This is a genomic window from Streptomyces sp. NPDC051180 (assembly GCF_040689545.1).
GTDB lineage: Bacteria > Actinomycetota > Actinomycetes > Streptomycetales > Streptomycetaceae > Streptomyces.
Map to the genome: position 1 here is coordinate 142184 of NZ_JBFBBC010000002.1, position 19347 is coordinate 161530.

Consider the following 19347-nt stretch of genomic DNA (forward strand, 5'->3'; position numbering starts at 1 on the left):
CCCCGCGTGAGGTTGTTGCCTCAGCCGTTGGAGGGGCCGCCGATCTGGATACCGGCCATCCGGGTCCACTCGTACGGGCCGGTGGCCACCTTGGCGGCGAACTCGCCGTCGAACTCCTCGTGGAGGGTCAGGCCGGCCTTCTCGGCGGCCTTGCGCGCGATCTCGTGGGTGGGCGCGACCAGGTCGCCCCAGCCGCCGTCGGTCCCGACGAGCACGATCCGGGTGCCGGCCTGGCCGATGTGCGCGAGGTGTCCCTCGGAGCCGCCGTGCTCCTCGGAGAAGGCCCGGATCTCCTTGGCGAGCTTGGCCGCCCTGCGCTCTTCCTGCTTCGTTTCTGCCATGACAGCGATGCTACCGAGGGGTAGATCCACTGGCGACGGCCGGGCCACGTGGCCTATCCCACGTGACCCGGCCGCCGGCCGGAGCTCTCATACGAGCGGCGCTAGCGCAGGAACGGGTCCACCGCGACGGCCACGAAGAGGAGGGAGACGTAGGTGATGGACCAGTGGAAGAGGCGCATCTCCTTGAGCTTGGCGCCGGTGGCGCCGTTCTTGGCGCGCTGGAGCAGCGCGTGCGCCTCCCACAGCCACCAGCCGCCGGTGAGCAGGGCCACCGCGGTGTAGAACCAGCCCGTGTAGCCCAGCGGGGTGAGCAGCAGGGAGACGGCGACCATGACCCAGCTGTAGAGCACGATCTGCTTGGCGACGACCTTGTTGGAGGCGAGCACCGGCAGCATGGGGACGCCGGCGCGGGCGTAGTCGTCCTTCACCTTCATCGACAGCGGCCAGTAGTGCGGCGGCGTCCAGAAGAAGATGACGAGGAAGAGGATGACCGCGGCCCACGACATCGAGTTCGTGACGGCGGACCAGCCGATGAGCACCGGCAGGCAGCCGGCGATGCCGCCCCAGACGATGTTCTGGGCGGTGCGCCGCTTGAGGATCATCGTGTAGACCACGACGTAGAAGAGGAGCGCACCGAGCGAGAGGGCGGCGGACAGCCAGTTGACGAGCAGCCCGAACCAGAGCGTGGAGACCACCGCGAGGGTGAGCCCGAAGACCAGTCCCTCGCGCGGCGTGAGCACGCCGGTGACCAGCGGCCGCTGCGAGGTGCGGTCCATCAGCGCGTCGATGTCGCGGTCGATGTACATGTTCAGCGCGTTCGCGCCGCCCGCCGACAGATAGCCGCCGAAGCAGGTGGCGAGCACCAGCCACAGGTCCGGCACGCCCTGCTCGGCGAGGAACATCACCGGCACGGTGGTGATGAGCAGCAGCTCGATGATCCGCGGCTTGGTCAGCGCCACGAATGCCTTGACGCGGGCCCCGAACGGCCGATGGCCCCCCGGGCTGGGAGTCAAGACGACCCCTGCGGGTCGGGACTCGACGGCCGTCACGCACACCCCTGACAGAGAAATTCCCAGCAAGCCCCCCGGATGAAGGCGGGGTGAAGCTTGCGCGTACCACGCCACTGTAGACGTTGCCCAGACGCCGATCTTCGCGGGGGTGGGGTCGTGTTGGAGGGGTACGTCCCAAGGGGTGGACGCCGTTCGAGAGGCGAAGTCCCACACCCGGCGGCAGTCTTGCTGTGTCCGCTCATATGAGGGGCATGCACACGAAAAGAGGGGCGTTCCGGCGGGGGTAGGCTCGACAACGCCGGTACACCCTCAGTCACCGGCCCAAGACATGTGGAGAGGAGCCCTGACCCAGGGTGAGCACTAAGCCGACCACCACAGACCTCGAGTGGACCGAGTTGGACCAGCGGGCCGTCGACACCGCCCGCATCCTGGCCGCGGACGCCGTACAGAAGGTCGGCAACGGCCATCCCGGTACGGCGATGAGCCTGGCGCCCGCCGCGTACACCCTCTTCCAGAAGGTGATGCGGCACGACCCGGCCGACCCTCAGTGGGTCGGGCGCGACCGGTTCGTCCTCTCCGCCGGGCACTCGTCCCTGACCCTCTACACCCAGCTCTACCTGGGTGGCTTCGGTCTCGAGCTGGACGACCTGAAGGCGTTCCGCACCTGGGGCTCGAAGACCCCGGGCCACCCGGAGTACGGCCACACCGCCGCCGTCGAGACGACCACGGGCCCGCTGGGCCAGGGTGTCGCCAACGCCGTGGGCATGGCGATGGCCGCCCGCTACGAGCGCGGTCTGTTCGACCCGGAGGCCGCCGCGGGCACCTCCCCGTTCGACCACCGGATCTACGCGATCGCCGGCGACGGCTGCCTGCAGGAGGGCATCTCGGCCGAGGCGTCCTCGCTCGCCGGCCACCAGAAGCTCGGCAACCTGATCCTGCTGTGGGACGACAACCACATCTCGATCGAGGGCGACACCGAGACGGCCGTGTCCGAGGACACGATGAAGCGGTACGAGGCGTACGGCTGGCACGTCCAGCGCGTCGAGCCGCAGGCCAACGGTGACCTGGACCCGGCCGCCCTGTACACGGCGATCAAGGCCGCCGAGGCCGAGACCGAGCGTCCGTCGTTCATCGCGATGCGCTCGATCATCGCCTGGCCCGCCCCGAACGCGCAGAACACCGAGGCCGCGCACGGCTCGGCGCTCGGCGACGAGGAGATCGCGGCCACCAAGCGCGTCCTGGGCTTCGACCCGGAGCAGACCTTCGAGGTCTCCGACGAGGTCATCGGGCACACCCGGTCGCTCGGCGACCGCGGCCGCGAGGCCCGCGCCGCGTGGGAGAAGTCGCTCGCCGAGTGGCGTACGGCCAACCCGGAGCGTGCCGCGGAGTTCGACCGCATCGAGGCCAACGAGCTGCCGGCGGGCTGGGCCGACAAGCTCCCGGTCTTCGAGCCGGGCAAGGTTGTCGCCACCCGTGCCGCCTCGGGCCAGGTCCTCAAGGCGCTCGGCGCGGTCATCCCCGAGCTGTGGGGCGGCTCGGCCGACCTCGCCGGCTCGAACAACACGACGATCGACAAGGACTCGTCGTTCCTGCCCGAGGGCAACCCGCTGCCGGAGGCCGACAAGTACGGCCGCACGATCCACTTCGGCATCCGCGAGCACTCCATGGCCGCGGAGATGAACGGCATCGCGCTGCACGGCAACACGCGCATCTACGGCGGCACCTTCCTGGTGTTCTCCGACTACATGCGCAACGCCGTCCGCCTGTCCGCGCTGATGCACCTGCCGGTGACGTACGTGTGGACCCACGACTCGATCGGTCTGGGCGAGGACGGCCCGACGCACCAGCCGGTGGAGCACCTGGCCTCGCTGCGCGCGATCCCGGGTCTGAACGTGGTCCGCCCGGCCGACGCCAACGAGACGGCGATCGCCTGGCGCGAGATCATGCAGCGCCACACCAAGGTGTTCGGCAAGGGCGCCCCGCACGGCCTCGCCCTCACCCGTCAGGGTGTGCCGACGTACGCGCCGAACGAGGACACCGTCAAGGGCGGCTACGTGCTGTTCGAGGCCGACGGCGGCGCTCCGGAGGTCGTGCTGATCGGCACGGGCTCCGAGGTGCACCTGGCCGTGGAGGCCCGCGAGCAGCTCCAGGCCGCCGGCGTCCCGACCCGGGTCGTCTCGATGCCGTCCGTGGAGTGGTTCGAGGAGCAGGACCAGGAGTACAAGGACTCGGTCCTCCCGCCGTCGGTCAGGGCCCGTGTCGCCGTCGAGGCCGGCATCGGTCTCACCTGGCACAAGTACGTGGGCGACGCCGGCCGGATCGTCTCCCTGGAGCACTTCGGTGCCTCGGCGGACGCGAAGGTCCTCTTCCGCGAGTTCGGGTTCACCCCCGAGGCGATCGTGGCCGCCGCCCGGGAATCGATCGACGCCGCCGCGCGCTGACGCGGATACGTACGACTTAATGGAGATGCAACTCTCATGACAGACGCTCTCAAGCGCCTCTCCGACGAAGGCGTCGCGATCTGGCTGGACGACCTTTCGCGCAAGCGGATCACGTCCGGCAACCTGGCCGAGCTCATCGACCAGAGCCATGTGGTCGGTGTGACCACCAACCCGTCGATCTTCCAGAAGGCCATCTCCTCGGGTGACGGTTACGAGCAGCAGCTCGCCGACCTCGCCGCCCGCAAGGTGACCGTCGACGAGGCGATCCGCATGATCACGACGGCGGACGTCCGCGACGCCGCCGACATCCTGCGGCCGGTCTTCGACGCGACCGACGGCCAGGACGGCCGGGTCTCCATCGAGGTCGACCCCCGTCTCGCCCACGAGACGACCGCCACCATCGCCGAGGCCAAGCAGCTGGCCTGGCTGGTGGACCGGCCCAACACGCTCATCAAGATCCCGGCCACCAAGGCGGGTCTGCCGGCGATCACCGAGGTCATCGGCCTCGGCATCAGCGTCAACGTGACGCTGATCTTCTCGCTGGAGCGCTACCGCGCGGTCATGGACGCCTACCTGGCGGGTCTGGAGAAGGCCCGCGAGCGCGGCCTCGACCTCTCCAAGATCCACTCGGTGGCGTCCTTCTTCGTGTCCCGTGTGGACACGGAGATCGACAAGCGCCTGGACGGCATCGGCACCGACGAGGCCAAGGCCCTCAAGGGCAAGGCCGCGCTGGCCAACGCCCGTCTGGCCTACGAGGCGTTCGAGGAGGTCTTCTCCTCCGACCGCTGGGCCGCCCTCGACAAGGCGCAGGCCAACAAGCAGCGTCCGCTGTGGGCCTCGACCGGCGTCAAGGACCCGGCGTACAAGGACACCCTGTACGTGGTGGACCTTGTCGCCCCCGGCACCGTCAACACCATGCCGGAGGCCACCCTGGAGGCCACCGCCGACCACGGCGTCGTCGCCGGTGACGCCGTGCGCGGCACCTACGACCAGTCGCGCGCCGAGCTGGCGGCCGTCGAGAAGCTGGGCATCGCCTACGACGACGTCGTCCAGCTCCTGGAGGACGAGGGCGTCGAGAAGTTCGAGGCGTCCTGGAACGACCTGCTCAAGTCCACCGAGGCGGAGCTCCAGCGCCTCGCACCTTCGGAGGCGTAAGCACTTTGAGCGCAGTCCACGGAGCCAACCCGCTCCGTGACGCCGCAGACCGACGGCTCCCGCGCATCGCGGGGCCGTCGGGTCTGGTGATCTTCGGCGTCACGGGCGATTTGTCCCGTAAGAAGCTGATGCCTGCCGTCTACGACCTGGCCAACCGCGGCCTGCTGCCGCCGGGCTTCTCGCTCATCGGCTTCGCCCGCCGCGAGTGGCAGGACGAGGACTTCGCGCAGGAGGTCCACGACGCGGTCAAGCAGCACGCCCGCACCCCGTTCCGCGAGGAGGTGTGGCAGCAGCTGATCCAGGGCATGCGGTTCGTCCAGGGCGACTTCGACGACGACGACGCCTTCGAGCAGCTCAAGACCACCATCGAGGAGCTGGACAAGGCGCAGGGCACCGGAGGCAACTTCGCCTTCTACCTGTCCGTGCCGCCGAAGTTCTTCCCGCTGGTCGTGCAGCAGCTCAAGAAGCACGGCCTGGCGGACCAGAAGAACGGGTCCTGGCGCCGCGCGGTCATCGAGAAGCCCTTCGGCCACGACCTGACGTCCGCCAAGGAGCTCAACGAGGTCGTCCACGAGGTCTTCCCGCCCGACGCGGTCTTCCGGATCGACCACTACCTCGGCAAGGAGACCGTCCAGAACATCCTGGCGCTCCGCTTCGCCAACACCCTCTTCGAGCCGATCTGGAACCGGTCCTACGTCGACCACATCCAGATCACCATGGCCGAGGACATCGGCATCGGCGGCAGGGCCGGCTACTACGACGGCATCGGCGCCGCCCGTGACGTCATCCAGAACCACCTGCTCCAGCTGCTCGCGCTGACCGCGATGGAGGAGCCCGCCTCCTTCGACGCCGACGCGCTGGCCGCCGAGAAGACCAAGGTCCTCGGCGCCGTGAAGCTGCCCAAGGACCTCGGCAAGTCCACGGTCCGCGGCCAGTACGCGGCCGGGTGGCAGGGCGGCGAGAAGGCGGTCGGCTACCTCCAGGAAGACGGCATCGACCCCCAGTCGAAGACCGACACCTACGCGGCCGTCAAGCTGGAGATCGACAACCGCCGCTGGGCGGGCGTCCCCTTCTACCTGCGCACCGGCAAGCGGCTGGGCCGCCGCGTCACGGAGATCGCGGTCGTCTTCCAGCGCGCCCCTCACTCCATCTTCGACCACACCGCGACCGAGGAGCTCGGCCGCAACGCCATCGTCATCCGGGTCCAGCCGGACGAGGGCGTGACCATGCGGTTCGGCTCCAAGGTGCCCGGCACCCAGATGGAGATCCGGGACGTGTCGATGGACTTCGCGTACGGCGAGTCCTTCACGGAGTCCAGCCCCGAGGCGTACGAGCGACTCATCCTCGACGTCCTGCTCGGCGACTCGAACCTCTTCCCGCGGGTCGAGGAGGTCGAGCTGTCCTGGAAGATCCTCGACCCGATCGAGCAGTTCTGGGACAAGCACGGCAAGCCCGCGCAGTACCAGTCCGGGACCTGGGGTCCGGTCGAGGCGGACGAGATGCTCGCACGAGACGGCAGGAGCTGGCGCCGGCCATGAAGACCGACCTGACGGACACCACGTCCTCCAAGATCAACAAGGCGCTGGTGCTCGGGCGGCGGGCGATCGGCACGCCGGCCGTCGGCATGGTGCTCACCCTCGTGATCGTCACCGACGAGGAGAACGCCTACGACGCCCTGAAGGCGGCCAACGACGCGTCCCGCGAGCACCCCTCGCGGACCCTCGTCGTCATCAAGCGGGTCTCGCGCTCACCGCGGGACCGTTCCCAGGCACGACTCGACGCCGAGGTCCGCCTCGGCGCCGACGCCAGCACCGGCGAGACGGTGGTCCTCCGGCTGTACGGCGAGGTCGTCGACCACGCCCAGTCGGTCGTCCTGCCACTGCTCCTCCCGGACGCCCCCGTCGTCGTCTGGTGGCCGGTGAACGCGCCGACCGACCCGGCGAACGACCCGCTGGGCGCCCTCGCCCAGCGGCGGGTGACCGACACGTACGCCGCCGAGCAGCCGATCCAGGAGCTGACCGCGCGCGCGGACGCCTACACGCCGGGCGACACGGACCTCTCGTGGACCCGGATCACCCCCTGGCGCTCGATGCTCGCCGCCGCGCTGGACCAGGTCGCGTGCGAGGTCACCTCCGCCGAGGTGGAGGGCGAGGAGTTCAACCCCAGCGTCGAACTGCTCGCCATGTGGCTGGCGGAGCGGCTGAAGGTCCCCGTGCGCCGCGCGCGGTCGGCCGGTCCCGGCCTGACCTCCGTGCGCATGGAGACCAGCACCGGACCGATCGTCCTCGACCGGCCCGACGGCTCGCTCGCGACGCTCTCCATCCAGGGGCAGCCGGACCGTGCCGTGGCGCTGAAGCGCCGCGAGACGGCCGAGCTGATCGCGGAGGAGCTGCGCCGGCTCGACCCGGACGACACGTACGAGTCGGCGCTGAGGTTCGGTCTCGAACGACTGGACGAGGAGGCGGCGACCGTCGCTCCCCAGCCGGTCGACGAGGTCCCGGCCGAGGCCGCGGCCGCGGAGACCCCGGCCCCGGCCAAGCCGGCCGCGAAGAAGTCGCCGGCCAGGAAGGCGGCGGCCAAGTGAGCACCCCTCAGCTGGTCGTCCACCGTGACAAGGAGCTGATGGCCGAGGCCGCGGCGGCCCGGCTGATCACGAGGATCGTGGACGCCCAGGCCACCCGCGGCTCGGCGTCGGTCGTCCTGACCGGTGGCCGCAACGGCAACGGGCTGCTCGCGGCGCTCGGTTCGGCGCCCGCGCGGGACGCGGTCGACTGGTCGCGGCTGGACCTCTGGTGGGGTGACGAGCGCTTCCTGCCCGAGGGCGACCCCGAGCGCAACGTCACCCAGGCCCGGGAGGCGCTGCTCGACCGGGTGCCGCTCGACCCGGCGCGGGTGCACGCCATGCCCGCCTCGGACGGCCCGTACGACGACGTCGACTCCGCCGCCGCCGCCTACGCGGAGGAGCTGGCGGCCGCCGCGGGCGGCCGCGGCGGGGTGCCGGAGTTCGACGTGCTGATGCTGGGCGTCGGCCCGGACACGCACGTGGCCTCGCTCTTCCCGGAGCTGCCGGGCGTCCGCGAGACCGAGCGGACGGTGGTCGGGGTGCACGGCGCGCCCAAGCCCCCGCCGCTGCGGGTCTCGCTGACCCTCCCGGCGATCCGGGCGGCGAAGGAGGTCTGGCTGCTCGCGGCCGGCGAGGACAAGGCCAAGGCGGCGGCGATCGCGCTGTCGGGAGCGGGCGAGGTGCAGGCCCCGGCGGCGGGCGCCCACGGCCGCTCGCGCACGCTGTGGCTGCTCGACGCGGCGGCGGCCTCGGAGCTGCCGCGGAGCCTGTATCCGCCGGCGTCGGCCTGATGCACCCGGCCTGATGCACCCGGACGGAGGCCCGGTTCACCCCACGGTGGACCGGGCCTCCGGCCTTTCCGCGGGTTCCAGGAAGGGTCCGAGGAGGTCGGGGACGGCCGCGGCGGCGAAGGACAGGCCCTCGCTCTCGCCGGCGTCGAGGACGGCGTACGCGCCCGAGCCCGCCGCCGTCGTGGCGGTGAGCGTCAGGAGGCCGGCGCGCCGCTGGAAGTACGACTGCTTGACGGTCCAGCCGATGACTCCGCCGCGCCGGAGGGCCACCGTGGCCCGCCGCAGGGTGCCCGACCGCGTCACCAGGTAGCCGCCGCTGACGGTGTGCCCGAGGCCGCGGTAGGCGTCGAGGGCGAACAGCACGGCGATCGGGGTGAGGACGACCGCCCAGCCGCCCGCCACGTACAGCAGGACCGGGGTGAGCAGCACCCCGAGGACGGCGAGGAGCGCGACCGGGACGAGGACGGCCCACAGCGCCCGGCGCAGCCGCCGGGTGCGGGCGGCCCGGGGGTGGGCGGTGAGCGGCGCCCCCGTGGGCGGCTCGGGCTCGCCCAGGACGTCCGCGGCGACCCGGTCGGCGACGGCCCGGTCCACGGCCGGCAGCAGGTTCCTGAGGTCGGCGTGCTTGTCGTCGGAGTCCTGGACGAGGCCGGTGGCGACGGCGTCGACGCGGGCGGCCCCGCACATCCGCACGCCGAGCGGCGCGACGAGCTCGATCCCGCGCAGCCTGCGCTCCTCCAGGGAGACCGAGCGGGCGGTGAACAGGCCGCGGGAGACGCGCAGGGTGCCGCCGGGCTCGCGCTCCAGACGGTAGTTCCACCACATCTCGACCCAGAGTCCGAGGGCTCCGACGGCCCCGACGACGGTGGCGACGAGCACCAGGTCGAGGACCACCCACAGCGGCGAGACGTCCTGGAAGCGGTCCCCTATCCAGTCGATGACCCTCGCCTGGGCCCCGAACCACTCGCTGACCTGCAGCACGGCGCCGGCCGCGGCTCCGCCGAGGGCGGGGGCGAGGAAGGAGACGGGCGCGTAGCGGATCCAGCGCGGGTCGAGGACGGCCAGGGCGCTGTCCCGGTCCGGTGCGCCGGGCACCGCGGCGCGGGCGAGGAGCTCCCGGCGGAGCCGCTCGCCCTCGGCGCGGGTGACCAGGTCGAGTTCGAGGGTGGACTCACCGCCGCCCGCGTGCTCGCCGGTGCCGATGCGGACCTTGACGAGGCTGAGGAGGCGCTGGAGGGGGTTGGCGGTGAGGTCGACCGTGCGGATCCGCTCGCGGGCCAGGGAGCGGCGCTTGAGCAGCAGCAGGCCGGTGTGGAGGTCGACCCGCTCGGGGCCGACGCGGTAGCGGGTGCGGCGCCAGCGGACGTAGTCGCCCGCGGTGCCGGCCAGCACCAGGAGGAGGGCGCCGGCGAGGATCCAGGAGACGGCCTGCCGGAGCGGGAGGGAGCCGGCGAGTCCGGCCGCCACGGGGAGGGCGGCGCCGCCGGCCACGCCGCACAGCACGGCGGCGGTGGCCAGGAGGGTGCGCCGGTCGAGGCGGCGCCACTCCCCGCCCGGGCCGTCCTCGCTCACGTGGCGTCCCCGGGGGTGGCCCCGGTGACGAGGGTGAGCCGCTCGGCGAGCCCGGCGGCGAGCTCGTGGTCGAGCCCCTCGATCCGCAGGGCGCCCTTGGAGGAGGCGGTGGTCACGGTGACCGTGGCGAGCCGGAAGAGCTGCTCCAGCGGGCCGCGGACGGTGTCGACGGTCTGGATCCGGGACATGGGGGCGATCCGCCACTCCTGCCAGAGGGCCCCCGTCCGGACGTAGACGGCGTCGTCGGTGACCTCCCAGCGGTGGACCCGGAACCACCAGACGGGGAGGAACGCGGCGCAGGCCAGTCCCAGGAACGCCACGGTTCCGGCCGACAGCATCAGCCAGAACCGCGCGGACCCGAGGAACGCCCCGAGGACGGCGAGCACCGCCACCGGTGCGGCGGTGGTCACCAGGAGCCGGCTGCGCCACCAGGCGACGGCCCGCTCGTCCACGGCGTTCCTGGGCGGCCGCAGCCGCACCGCGTTCTCCCCCGTCACGCGGTCAGCCCCGGTCGCGCAGCGACCGGTAGGCGGTGACGAGTGCGGCGGTGGAGCTGTCGAGCTGCCCGCCGTCCTCGGCACCGGTCAGGACCGGCTCGATCTTCTTGGCGAGGACCTTGCCGAGCTCGACGCCCCACTGGTCGAAGGAGTCGATGTTCCAGACGGCGCCCTGGACGAAGACCTTGTGCTCGTAGAGCGCGATCAGCTGGCCGAGGACGGACGGGGTGAGCTCGTCGGCCAGGATCGTGGTGGTGGGGTGGTTGCCCCGGAAGGTCTTGTGCGGGACGAGCTCCTCGGGGACCCCCTCGGCCCGGACCTCCTCGGGCGTCTTGCCGAAGGCGAGCGCCTGGGTCTGGGCGAAGAAGTTGGCCATGAGCAGGTCGTGCTGGGCGACCAGGCCCGGGAGCAGGTCGGCGACCGGCCGGGCGAAGCCGATGAAGTCGGCCGGGATGACCTTGGTGCCCTGGTGGATCAACTGGTAGTACGCGTGCTGGCCGTTGGTGCCCGGGGTGCCCCAGACGACCGGTCCGGTCTGCCAGTCGACCGGCCGGCCCTCGCGGTCCACGGACTTGCCGTTGGACTCCATGTCGAGCTGCTGGAGGTAGGCGGTGAACCGGGACAGGTAGTGCGAGTACGGCAGGACCGCGTGCGACTGGGCGTCGAAGAAGGCGCCGTACCAGACGCCGAGGAGGCCGAGGAGGAGCGGCGCGTTCTCCTCCGGCGGGGCGGTGCGGAAGTGCTCGTCGACGAGGTGGAAACCGTCGAGCATCTCCCGGAAGCGCTCCGGGCCGATGGCGATCATCAGCGAGAGGCCGATGGCGGAGTCGTAGGAGTAGCGGCCGCCGACCCAGTCCCAGAACTCGAACATGTTCGTGGTGTCGATGCCGAACTCCTCGACCTTCTCGGCGTTGGTCGAGAGGGCGACGAAGTGCTTGGCCACGGCCTCCTGGCCGGCGCCGAGGCCGGCGAGGAGCCAGTCGCGGGCCGAGGTGGCGTTGGTGATCGTCTCGATGGTGGTGAAGGTCTTCGAGGCGACGATGAAGAGGGTCTCGGCGGGGTCGAGGTCGCGGACGGCCTCGTGGAGGTCGGCGCCGTCGACATTCGAGACGAAACGGACCGTCAGGTCCCGCTGCGTGAAGGAGCGCAGGACCTCGTAGGCCATGGCGGGACCGAGGTCGGAGCCGCCGATGCCGATGTTGACGATGTTCCTGACCGGCCTGCCGGTGTGGCCGGTCCAGTCGCCCGCGCGGACCGTGTCGGCGAAGCCGGCCATCTTGTCGAGGACGGCGTGCACGCCCGGGACGACGTTCTCGCCGTCGACCTCGACGACGGCTCCGCGGGGAGCGCGCAGCGCGGTGTGGAGGACCGCCCGGTCCTCGGTGGTGTTGATCTTCTCGCCGCGGAACATGGCGTCGCGCAGCTCGGCGACGCCGGTGGCGACGGCCAGTTCGCGCAGCAGCGCCAGCGTCTCGCCGGTGACGAGGTGCTTGGAGTAGTCCAGGTGGAGGTCGCCGACCCGCAGGGTGAGGTCGGTGCCGCGCGCCGGTTCGGCGGCGAACAGCTCACGCAGCCGGGTCTCCCCCAGCTGCTCACGGTGCTTGCCGAGGGCCGCCCACTCGGGCAGCCGGTTGAGCCTGGTACGGCCTTCGTTGGTCATCTCGGACATCGCCCACTTCTTCTCGTACTGCTTGTCTGCCCCGCTGCACCCCCAAACCTAATTGATCAGAGGGGCGGGCGACGCGAAGGCGGGCGGGAACGGCGAACGGGCCCGGCCCGCGAATCGAGTTCGCGGGCCGGGCCCGTTCGTCACACCGTCACACCACGCTCAGATCTCGCCGCGCAGTTTGGCGAGCGCCTCGGCGAGGATCGCCTCCCCGTCGGCGTCGCTGCGGCGCTCACGCACATAGGCGAGGTGGGTCTTGTACGGCTCCGTGCGCGGCGGGTCCGGCGGGTTGTCCCGGTCCTGACCTGCCGGGAAGCCGCAGCGCGGGCAGTCCCAGGTCTCCGGGATCGCCGCGTCGCTGGCGAAGCTCGGCTGCGTCTCGTGCCCGTTCGAGCACCAGAACGAGATGCGGGCGCGCGGTGCCGATTCGCCTCGCTCGGCCTCGCCCATCGGCCCCGCTCCGACCCGGCTTCCCCGGATCGCGTTGCCACTTGCCACGGTCGTAACTCCCTGCGTGATGGTGCTCGAAGATGCCCCAGTCTACGTAAGGCCCAACGCGCGTCCAGTGATTGGAGTTACCCGTCCAACTTCATCAGCAGACCGAGTACCACAATGCAGGCGAACCAGAGCAGACCGACCACGACGGTGATCCGGTCCAGGTTGCGCTCGGCGACCGAGGAGCCACCCACGGAGGACTGCATTCCGCCACCGAACATGTCGGAGAGGCCGCCACCCTTCCCCTTGTGCATCAGCACGAGCAGCATCAGCAGCGCGCTGAAGACGATCAGGGCGATCGAGAACCCCATAACCACGGCTGGACCAACTTCCTCGGACTTATACGGACGGGGGCCGGGCACCTGCCCGACCCCCGCAAGGGTACGACGTAACTCCGCTACCGCATACTCACTGGTCGCGGAAGCGAACGATCTTGACGAACTCGTCGGCGTCCAGCGCCGCGCCGCCCACCAGGGCGCCGTCGACGTCCGGCTGCGCCATGATCGCGGCGACGTTCCCGGACTTGACGGAGCCGCCGTACTGGATGCGGACCTTGTCGGCCAGCTCCTGCGAGTACAGCTCCGCGAGACGGCCGCGAATCGCCCCGCAGACCTCCTGGGCGTCCTCGGGGGTCGCGACCTCGCCGGTGCCGATGGCCCACACCGGCTCGTAGGCGATCACGATGGTCTCGGCCTGCTCGGCCGGGACGTCCTTCAGGCCGCCGTCGAGCTGGGCGAGGGTGTACTCGACCTGCTGACCCGCCTTGCGGACGTCGAGGCCCTCGCCGACGCAGAGGATCGGGGTCACGCCGTGCTTGAAGGCGGCCTTCACCTTGGCGTTGCAGATCTCGTCGCTCTCCGCGTGGTACTGGCGGCGCTCGGAGTGGCCGACGGCCACGTAGGAAGCCTTCAGCTTGGACAGCATCAGGCCCGAGATCTCGCCGGTGTAGGCACCGGAGTCGTGCGCCGAGATGTCCTGGGCGCCGTACTTGATCTTCAGCTTGTCGCCGTCGACCAGGGTCTGGACGGACCGGAGGTCGGTGAAGGGGACGAGGACCGCGACCTCACAGGCGTCGTAGTCCTTGTCGGTCAGGGCGAAGGCGAGCTTCTGGGCGTGGGCGATGGCCTCGAGGTGGTTGAGGTTCATCTTCCAGTTGCCCGCCATCAGCGGGGTGCGGGTGGTCATAAGGGGGTCAGTCCTCCAGTGCGACGAGGCCGGGGAGCTTCTTGCCCTCGAGGTACTCGAGGGAGGCGCCGCCGCCGGTCGAAATGTGGCCGAATGCCTTCTCGTCGAAGCCCAGGATGCGGACGGCCGCGGCGGAGTCGCCACCGCCGACGACCGTGAAGGCCGGGGAGTCGACGAGCGCCTGGGCGACGGCCTTGGTGCCCTCGGCGTAGTCGGGGTGCTCGAAGACGCCCATCGGACCGTTCCAGAAGACGGTGCCGGCGTCGGCGAGCTTCGAGGCGTAGAGCTTACGGGTCTCCGGACCGATGTCCAGGCCCTCCTGGTCGGCCGGGATGGCGTCCGCGGCGACCGTGGTCGGGTGGGCCGGGGCCTTGGTCTTCAGGTCCGGGAACTCGGACGAGACCAGGACGTCGACGGGGAGAACGAACTCCACGCCGCGCGCGTCGGCCCGCTTCAGGTACTCCTGGACCGCCGGGATCTGGTCCTCCTGGAGCAGCGAGATGCCGACCTCGTGGCCCTGGGCCTTGAGGAAGGTGTACGCCATGCCGCCGCCGATGAGGATGCGGTCGGCCTTCTCCAGGAGGTGGTCGATCACGCCGAGCTTGTCGGAGACCTTGGCACCGCCGAGCGCGACCACGTAGGGGCGCCGGACGTCGTCCGTGAGCTTCCTCAGGACGCCGACCTCGGTGGCGATGAGGTAGCCCGCGGCATGCGGGAGGCGCGCCGGGAGGTCGAAGACCGAGGCGTGCTTGCGGTGCACGGCGCCGAAGCCGTCGCCGACGTAGACGTCGGCGAGGGCGGCGAGGGCGTCCGCGAAGGCGCCGCGCTCGGCGTCGTCCTTGGACGTCTCGCCGGCGTTGAACCGCAGGTTCTCGATGACGGCGACGCCGCCGTCGGCGAGGCCGGCGACGGTGGCGGTGGCGGACTCGCCGACCGTGTCGGTCGCGAAGGCCACGTCGGCGCCGAGCAGCTCGCCCAGGCGGGCCGCGGCCGGCGCGAGGGAGAACGCCGGGTCCGGGGCGCCCTTGGGGCGGCCCAGGTGCGAGGCGACGACGACGCGGGCGCCGGCGTCGGCGAGCGCCTTGACCGTGGGGACGACGGCGCGGATGCGGCCGTCGTCGGTGATGGTGGTGCCGTCGAGCGGCACGTTGAGGTCGGCGCGGACGAACACCCGCTTGCCGGAGACGCCTTCGGCGAGAAGCTCGTCGATCGTCTTCATCTGTCACTGACTCCTTGGTACGCGGTGGAGCACACAAACAGGGCTCGCACAGCGCGGCGTTGCGCTGCCCGAGCCCTGCTCACATCGAAAGCCCGCCCTAGAGTCTAGAGCTGGCCGCCGACGAAGACGGTGAGGTCGACGAGACGGTTGGAGTAGCCCCACTCGTTGTCGTACCAACCCAGGATCTTCACCGTCTTGCCGTCCTGGACCATGGTCAGGGAGGCGTCGAAGGTGCAGGAGGCCGGGTCACTCACGATGTCCGAGGACACGATGGGGTCCTCGGTGTAGTACAGGTAGCCCTTCAGGTCGCCGTCGTCGGCGGCCTTCTTGAACGCGGCGTTGACCTCGTCCTTGGTGACCTCGCGCTCGAGGGTCACGACCAGGTCGGTGGCGGAGCCGGTCGGGACCGGGACGCGCATGGCGATGCCGTCCAGCTTGCCCTTGAGCTGCGGGAGGACCAGGGCGGTGGCCTTCGCGGCACCCGTCGTGGTCGGGATGATGTTCTCCGCGGCGGCGCGGGCGCGGCGCAGGTCCTTGTGCGGGAAGTCCAGGATGCGCTGGTCGTTGGTGTACGCGTGGACCGTGGTCATCAGGCCCTTGACGATGCCGAAGTTCTCGTCGAGCACCTTCGCCATCGGCGCGACGCAGTTGGTGGTGCAGGACGCGTTCGAGATGACGTCGTGCCGGGCGGCGTCGTACTTGTCCTGGTTGACGCCCATGACGATGGTGATGTCCTCGTCGGTGGCCGGAGCCGAGATGAGGACCTTCTTGGCGCCGCCGGCGAGGTGCTTCGCGGCGTCGGCCTTCTTCGTGAAGATGCCGGTCGACTCGATGACGATGTCGACGCCCAGCTCGCCCCACGGGATGTCGGCCGGGTCGCGCTCGGAGAGCACCTTGATGGTGTGGCCGTCGACGGTGATCGTGTCGGCGGTGTGGGTGACCTCGGCCTTGAGGCGTCCCAGGATGGTGTCGTACTTCAGCAGGTGGGCCGTGGTCGCGGTGTCGCCCAGGTCGTTGACAGCCACGATCTCGATGTCAGCACCCTGCTCAAGGAGCGCGCGGAAGTAGTTCCGGCCGATGCGGCCAAAGCCGTTGATGCCTACGCGGATCGTCACGAACCGATCTCCTCGTTAGGTACGCCGGTGTGCTCGACGCCGGCGAGATTTTTGTTTTTTGGGATGTCCCCGACCGCTTACGACCCTACCCCCCCGGGCGCCGGGCAGTGACATCCAGCGCAGCCGTACGAGCCCGGAAAGTGAGGGGGAAGGGCCGACGGCCCGTACCTACCAACGGGTACGGACCGTCATGGGACCTTTGTCCCCACTACTCTCCGTCAGCGGCGGAGCACCGCGAGGGCGCGGCCGACGAGCCGCCCCCGCTCGGCCTCCCCGGGCACGTGCTCCAGGCCGAAGCCGAGGAGGACGGTGTCCCGCGTGGTGACCGCGGCCTGGGAGTGGAAGAGCGCACCGGAGCGCGTCCAGTCGGAGCCGTTGCCGGGGCTGCCGGCGGGAGCGCCCGGCGTGGTCCAGACGCCGAGGGAGGTCTCGAAGCCCTCCGCCTCGCTGGTGGAGACGGTGGTGAACCGGGTGTCGTCGACGAAGGCGCCCGTCTCGCCCGTACCGGGGTCGGAGACGTACGAGATCGACAGTTCGACCTGCCTGCCGGCCCAGGCGCTCAGGTCGACGGTGGCCTGGCGCCAGCCGTTGGACGGGCCGGTGAAGGCGTTCCAGGAGCCGGTGGTCCCGCTGGCCGCGCAGCCGTCCTCGCCGACGGTGAGGTAGTGGGCGAGGAACGGGTGGTCGCGGACGTAGTAGCCCTCGCCGCAGTCGGCCGGGGGCTCGCTGGAGGTGCCGCCGCCCAGATCGGGCAGGGTCGTCCAGTCGTCCTGGCCGACGGTGTGGGCCTCGACGACGAGGTTGTCGTAGCCGGGCTCGGTGTCGTAGCTGACCTGGAAGCCGAGGCGCGGCTGCTGCGCGGCCGTCACGGCGGTGAGGTCGACGGTCCGGCTGAGCCGGGCCCAGGTGCCGTCGGTGTGCTTGACGGCGGCGAAGGACGTGCCCTCGGCGGGCTCGAACGGGGTGCGCACGCCCGGGTAGTCGCCGGCGGAGGCGCTGCTGGCGAACTGCGGGAACTGCCGGGGCTTCAGGGTGTCCGAGGTGACCGTGTACGCGCCCGCGTTGTCCAGCGGGTTGTCGGCGGCGGCCGCCAGACCGGCCGCGGAGCCGGCGAAGGAGCCCGTGCCCGCGAAGGCCGGCGGGTTCTTGAGGCCCGCGCGGTGGTACGCGCCGAGGTAGTACTGGGCGAAGTCGTTGGACTCGGCCCGGCCGATCTGGGTGAGACCGCCGGACTTCTCACCGGCGTTGATCAGCTTGCCGCCCTCGTTGAGGTAGTCGCGGACGGCGAGCTGGGTGGCTCCCGAGGGCCGCTCGGCGCCGGTGTACCAGACGACGGTGCGGAAGTGGGAGAGGACGCCGAGGGCGTCCGGGGTGCCCTGGGTCGCGACGTCCCAGACGGCGGACCCGCGGCCGTTGGCGGCGAGCGCCTTCACGTACGCGGCGGAGTGCCGGGCCGCGGTGGTGCCGCCCTCATCGGCCAGGACGAGCACGTCGCCGCGGGGACGCTCGGCCACCTTGTACGTGAAGGGGGCGGAGGAGGTGGCCCGGCCCTCGCGGGTGCGGGCGGTGAACCAGACCTCGACGGAGTCGCCGGGGCGGGCTCCCTCGACCTCGGCGCGGTACTCGTCGAAGTAGAGGTTGTCCTCGCCGCCGAACGTCTCGCCGCCCTTCCAGGCGTCGAGCCCCTCGCTGTGGGTGCGGCCGCCGTTGATCCGGTACTTCAGGGTCTTGCCGCGCAGGGACTTGCGCGCGGTGACGGCGACCTCCTGCTCCCCGCCGCGGGCGTAGGAGGAGGTGAAGGTCTTCGGAGTGAGGTCGGGGGCGTCGATGCCGACCGGGGAGACGGGCCGGTCCGGGTGGGCGGCGGTCTCGGCGACGGCGAGCGCGAAGGGGATGTTCTTGGCGAACTCGGCCTGGATCAGCTTCTCGTCGTCCGGGAAGGTGAACACGGAGGCGCAGTCGGCCGGGTTCCAGGCGTCGTTCGGGTCGACCCGGGAGGCGGTGGCGCAGGTCGACATCTCCGGGGTGAACATCTGCATCCCGTTGACGTTGGCGGCGTGTCCGTCCGCCTCGCCGTTGGTGATGTAGAGCTCCGAGGAGACCTGCGGGCGGTAGCCGGGGACGGCCGAGTTCTGCGGGGTGCCGGCGAGGGCCTTGAGGGCCACGTCGTCGGGGGTGTCGGTGGCGACCTGCCACCCCACGCCGTACAGCAGGAGCTGGGCGGCGGAGTGGTAGTTGATGCCGTACGCGAAGCCGATGCGCTTCTGGAAGGCGTCGAGGGCCCTGGTCTCGGGCTCCGACATGGCCGTCTTGCCGCGGAAGGTCTCGTCGGCCGGGTCGGGCGACGAACCCTCGTTGTCGTAGCCCCACTTGTAGGCGAAGTTGCGGTTCAGGTCGACGCCGTCGCCGGGGCCGAACCGCCCGTCGCCGTCGTTGTCGCGGAGGTTCTTGCGCCACTGCCGGTTCTCGGGGGCGGCGTGCGTGTAGTCGTAGCCGTCCGGGTTGGCGGAGAGCACGAACCACAGCTCGGTCGAGTCGACGATCCGGGTGATCCGCTCGTCCTTGCCGTAGCCGTCGAGGTAGTGGTGGAGCAGCCGCCGGGTCATCTCGGGGGTGATCCACTCGCGCGCGTGCTGGTTGGACATGTACAGCGTGGCCGGCTTGGAGCCGTCCTTCACGCGCTGCGCGCCCTTGCTGACCTTGAGCGCGAGGATGTCCTGGCCCTTGAGGGTCTTGCCGAGGGAGACGACCTTGGTGATGCCGGGGTTGGCCCGGGCGGTGTCCAGGATCTCCTGCTTGAGGCCGTTCGGGCCGCCGTACGGGCGGAAGACGCCGTCCCCCGCGGCCGCCACCCGCTTCTCGGCCTGTGCCGTCAGGCTGTGCTCGGCGAGCTCGACGCCCTGGCCGCGCAGCTGCCCCGCCTGCCGGCCGGTGAGGAAGAGCTCGACCGTGGCGGAGCCCTTGGCGGGCACCTGCTCGGTCAGTTCGTGGGCGTCGGCACCGGCGTCGAGGAGCAGCGGTACCTGCTCCTTGCTCACCGTGGCGCGCCATACGGAGAGGGCGTCACCGCCGTCCCGGTCGTTCGGCTGCGCGCCGGCGACGGGTGCCGCCGCCACTCCCGCGATCAGCAGTGAAGCCGCGGCGAGGATCGATCTCGCTCTGCGTCCCATGAGCCCCCCTTGCTGTTGTCTGCCACGAAGGTGAACAGACGCCAGGCTCATGGGCGCCCATGGGCCTGTCAAGGGTGCCTCGCGGGTGGACGAAAAAGCTGCCGGCGCCTCAGAAAGGCACCGGCAG

General features: G+C 71.0%; 16 protein-coding genes. 5 read left to right on the forward strand and 11 right to left on the reverse strand.

Annotation, left to right across the window (positions count from 1 at the left end; all coding sequences use genetic code 11):
- Positions 1-20: 20 nt before the first annotated feature.
- Both AB0424_RS04105 and AB0424_RS04110 read right to left on the reverse strand, forming a co-directional pair.
- Positions 21-341, reverse strand: coding sequence for a hypothetical protein (locus AB0424_RS04105; protein ID WP_366302080.1), 321 nt, complete (start codon positions 339-341; stop codon positions 21-23).
- A 101-nt stretch (positions 342-442) separates the two neighbouring features.
- Positions 443-1390: a heme o synthase gene (locus AB0424_RS04110; protein ID WP_366302082.1), complete on the reverse strand. Its 948-nt coding sequence runs from the start codon at positions 1388-1390 to the stop codon at positions 443-445.
- A 314-nt stretch (positions 1391-1704) separates the two neighbouring features.
- Between AB0424_RS04110 and tkt the strand changes: the two genes are divergently transcribed.
- The 5 genes from tkt to pgl are packed head-to-tail and all read left to right on the forward strand — an operon-like array spanning position 1705 to position 8301.
- Positions 1705-3792 carry a transketolase gene (tkt, locus tag AB0424_RS04115; protein ID WP_366302084.1) on the forward strand — a complete coding sequence of 696 codons (2088 nt, stop codon included), beginning with the start codon at positions 1705-1707 and terminating at the stop codon, positions 3790-3792.
- 36 nt (positions 3793-3828) lie between these two features.
- The gene (tal, locus tag AB0424_RS04120; protein WP_366302086.1) at positions 3829-4947 is read left to right on the forward strand and encodes a transaldolase; all 1119 of its coding nucleotides are present in this window, start codon (positions 3829-3831) and stop codon (positions 4945-4947) included.
- Between the two features lie 5 nt (positions 4948-4952).
- Positions 4953-6485 carry a glucose-6-phosphate dehydrogenase gene (gene zwf, locus AB0424_RS04125; protein WP_366302088.1) on the forward strand — a complete coding sequence of 511 codons (1533 nt, stop codon included), beginning with the start codon at positions 4953-4955 and terminating at the stop codon, positions 6483-6485.
- Complete coding sequence (gene opcA, locus AB0424_RS04130) at positions 6482-7531, forward strand: glucose-6-phosphate dehydrogenase assembly protein OpcA (protein WP_366302090.1); 1050 nt, start codon at positions 6482-6484, stop codon at positions 7529-7531. The genes zwf and opcA overlap by 4 nt, the downstream gene beginning before the upstream one ends.
- Positions 7528-8301 (forward strand): 6-phosphogluconolactonase, encoded by a 774-nt coding sequence (gene pgl, locus AB0424_RS04135; protein ID WP_366302092.1) that lies wholly within the window; start codon positions 7528-7530, stop codon positions 8299-8301. The genes opcA and pgl overlap by 4 nt, the downstream gene beginning before the upstream one ends.
- A 36-nt stretch (positions 8302-8337) precedes the next feature.
- Here the strand turns inward: pgl and AB0424_RS04140 are convergent, their stop codons facing one another.
- From AB0424_RS04140 to AB0424_RS04180, 9 genes are all read right to left on the reverse strand, one after another.
- Positions 8338-9873: a PH domain-containing protein gene (locus tag AB0424_RS04140; protein WP_366302094.1), complete on the reverse strand. Its 1536-nt coding sequence runs from the start codon at positions 9871-9873 to the stop codon at positions 8338-8340.
- Complete coding sequence (locus AB0424_RS04145) at positions 9870-10370, reverse strand: PH domain-containing protein (RefSeq protein WP_366302096.1); 501 nt, start codon at positions 10368-10370, stop codon at positions 9870-9872. The genes AB0424_RS04140 and AB0424_RS04145 overlap by 4 nt, the downstream gene beginning before the upstream one ends.
- 4 nt (positions 10371-10374) lie before the next feature.
- Positions 10375-12030 carry a glucose-6-phosphate isomerase gene (pgi, locus tag AB0424_RS04150; protein ID WP_366302665.1) on the reverse strand — a complete coding sequence of 552 codons (1656 nt, stop codon included), beginning with the start codon at positions 12028-12030 and terminating at the stop codon, positions 10375-10377.
- Between the two features lie 168 nt (positions 12031-12198).
- Positions 12199-12534, reverse strand: coding sequence for an RNA polymerase-binding protein RbpA (locus AB0424_RS04155; RefSeq protein WP_071891222.1), 336 nt, complete (start codon positions 12532-12534; stop codon positions 12199-12201).
- A gap of 77 nt (positions 12535-12611) precedes the next feature.
- The gene (secG, locus tag AB0424_RS04160; protein WP_030205174.1) at positions 12612-12842 is read right to left on the reverse strand and encodes a preprotein translocase subunit SecG; all 231 of its coding nucleotides are present in this window, start codon (positions 12840-12842) and stop codon (positions 12612-12614) included.
- 97 nt (positions 12843-12939) lie between these two features.
- Complete coding sequence (gene tpiA, locus AB0424_RS04165) at positions 12940-13716, reverse strand: triose-phosphate isomerase (RefSeq protein ID WP_366302097.1); 777 nt, start codon at positions 13714-13716, stop codon at positions 12940-12942.
- A gap of 7 nt (positions 13717-13723) precedes the next feature.
- A complete protein-coding gene (locus AB0424_RS04170; RefSeq protein WP_366302099.1) occupies positions 13724-14935 on the reverse strand; it encodes a phosphoglycerate kinase in 1212 nt (403 codons plus the stop codon).
- 104 nt (positions 14936-15039) lie between these two features.
- Positions 15040-16050, reverse strand: a complete 1011-nt coding sequence (gene gap, locus AB0424_RS04175) for a type I glyceraldehyde-3-phosphate dehydrogenase (protein ID WP_366302100.1) — start codon at positions 16048-16050, stop codon at positions 15040-15042.
- A 218-nt stretch (positions 16051-16268) separates the two neighbouring features.
- Entirely contained in the window at positions 16269-19220 is a 2952-nt protein-coding gene (locus AB0424_RS04180; RefSeq protein ID WP_366302101.1) for a M14 family zinc carboxypeptidase, read from the reverse strand.
- Between the last annotated feature and the right edge of the window lie 127 nt (positions 19221-19347).

Coding starts and splice junctions, on each gene's coding strand:
- AB0424_RS04105 (WP_366302080.1), bottom strand. CDS start 341: ATGGCAGAAACGAAGCAGGAAGAGCGCAGGGCGGCCAAGCTCGCCAAG.
- tal (WP_366302086.1), top strand. CDS start 3,829: ATGACAGACGCTCTCAAGCGCCTCTCCGACGAAGGCGTCGCGATCTGG.
- opcA (WP_366302090.1), top strand. CDS start 6,482: ATGAAGACCGACCTGACGGACACCACGTCCTCCAAGATCAACAAGGCG.
- pgi (WP_366302665.1), bottom strand. CDS start 12,030: ATGACCAACGAAGGCCGTACCAGGCTCAACCGGCTGCCCGAGTGGGCG.
- secG (WP_030205174.1), bottom strand. CDS start 12,842: ATGGGGTTCTCGATCGCCCTGATCGTCTTCAGCGCGCTGCTGATGCTG.
- tpiA (WP_366302097.1), bottom strand. CDS start 13,716: ATGACCACCCGCACCCCGCTGATGGCGGGCAACTGGAAGATGAACCTC.
- AB0424_RS04170 (WP_366302099.1), bottom strand. CDS start 14,935: ATGAAGACGATCGACGAGCTTCTCGCCGAAGGCGTCTCCGGCAAGCGG.
- AB0424_RS04180 (WP_366302101.1), bottom strand. CDS start 19,220: ATGGGACGCAGAGCGAGATCGATCCTCGCCGCGGCTTCACTGCTGATC.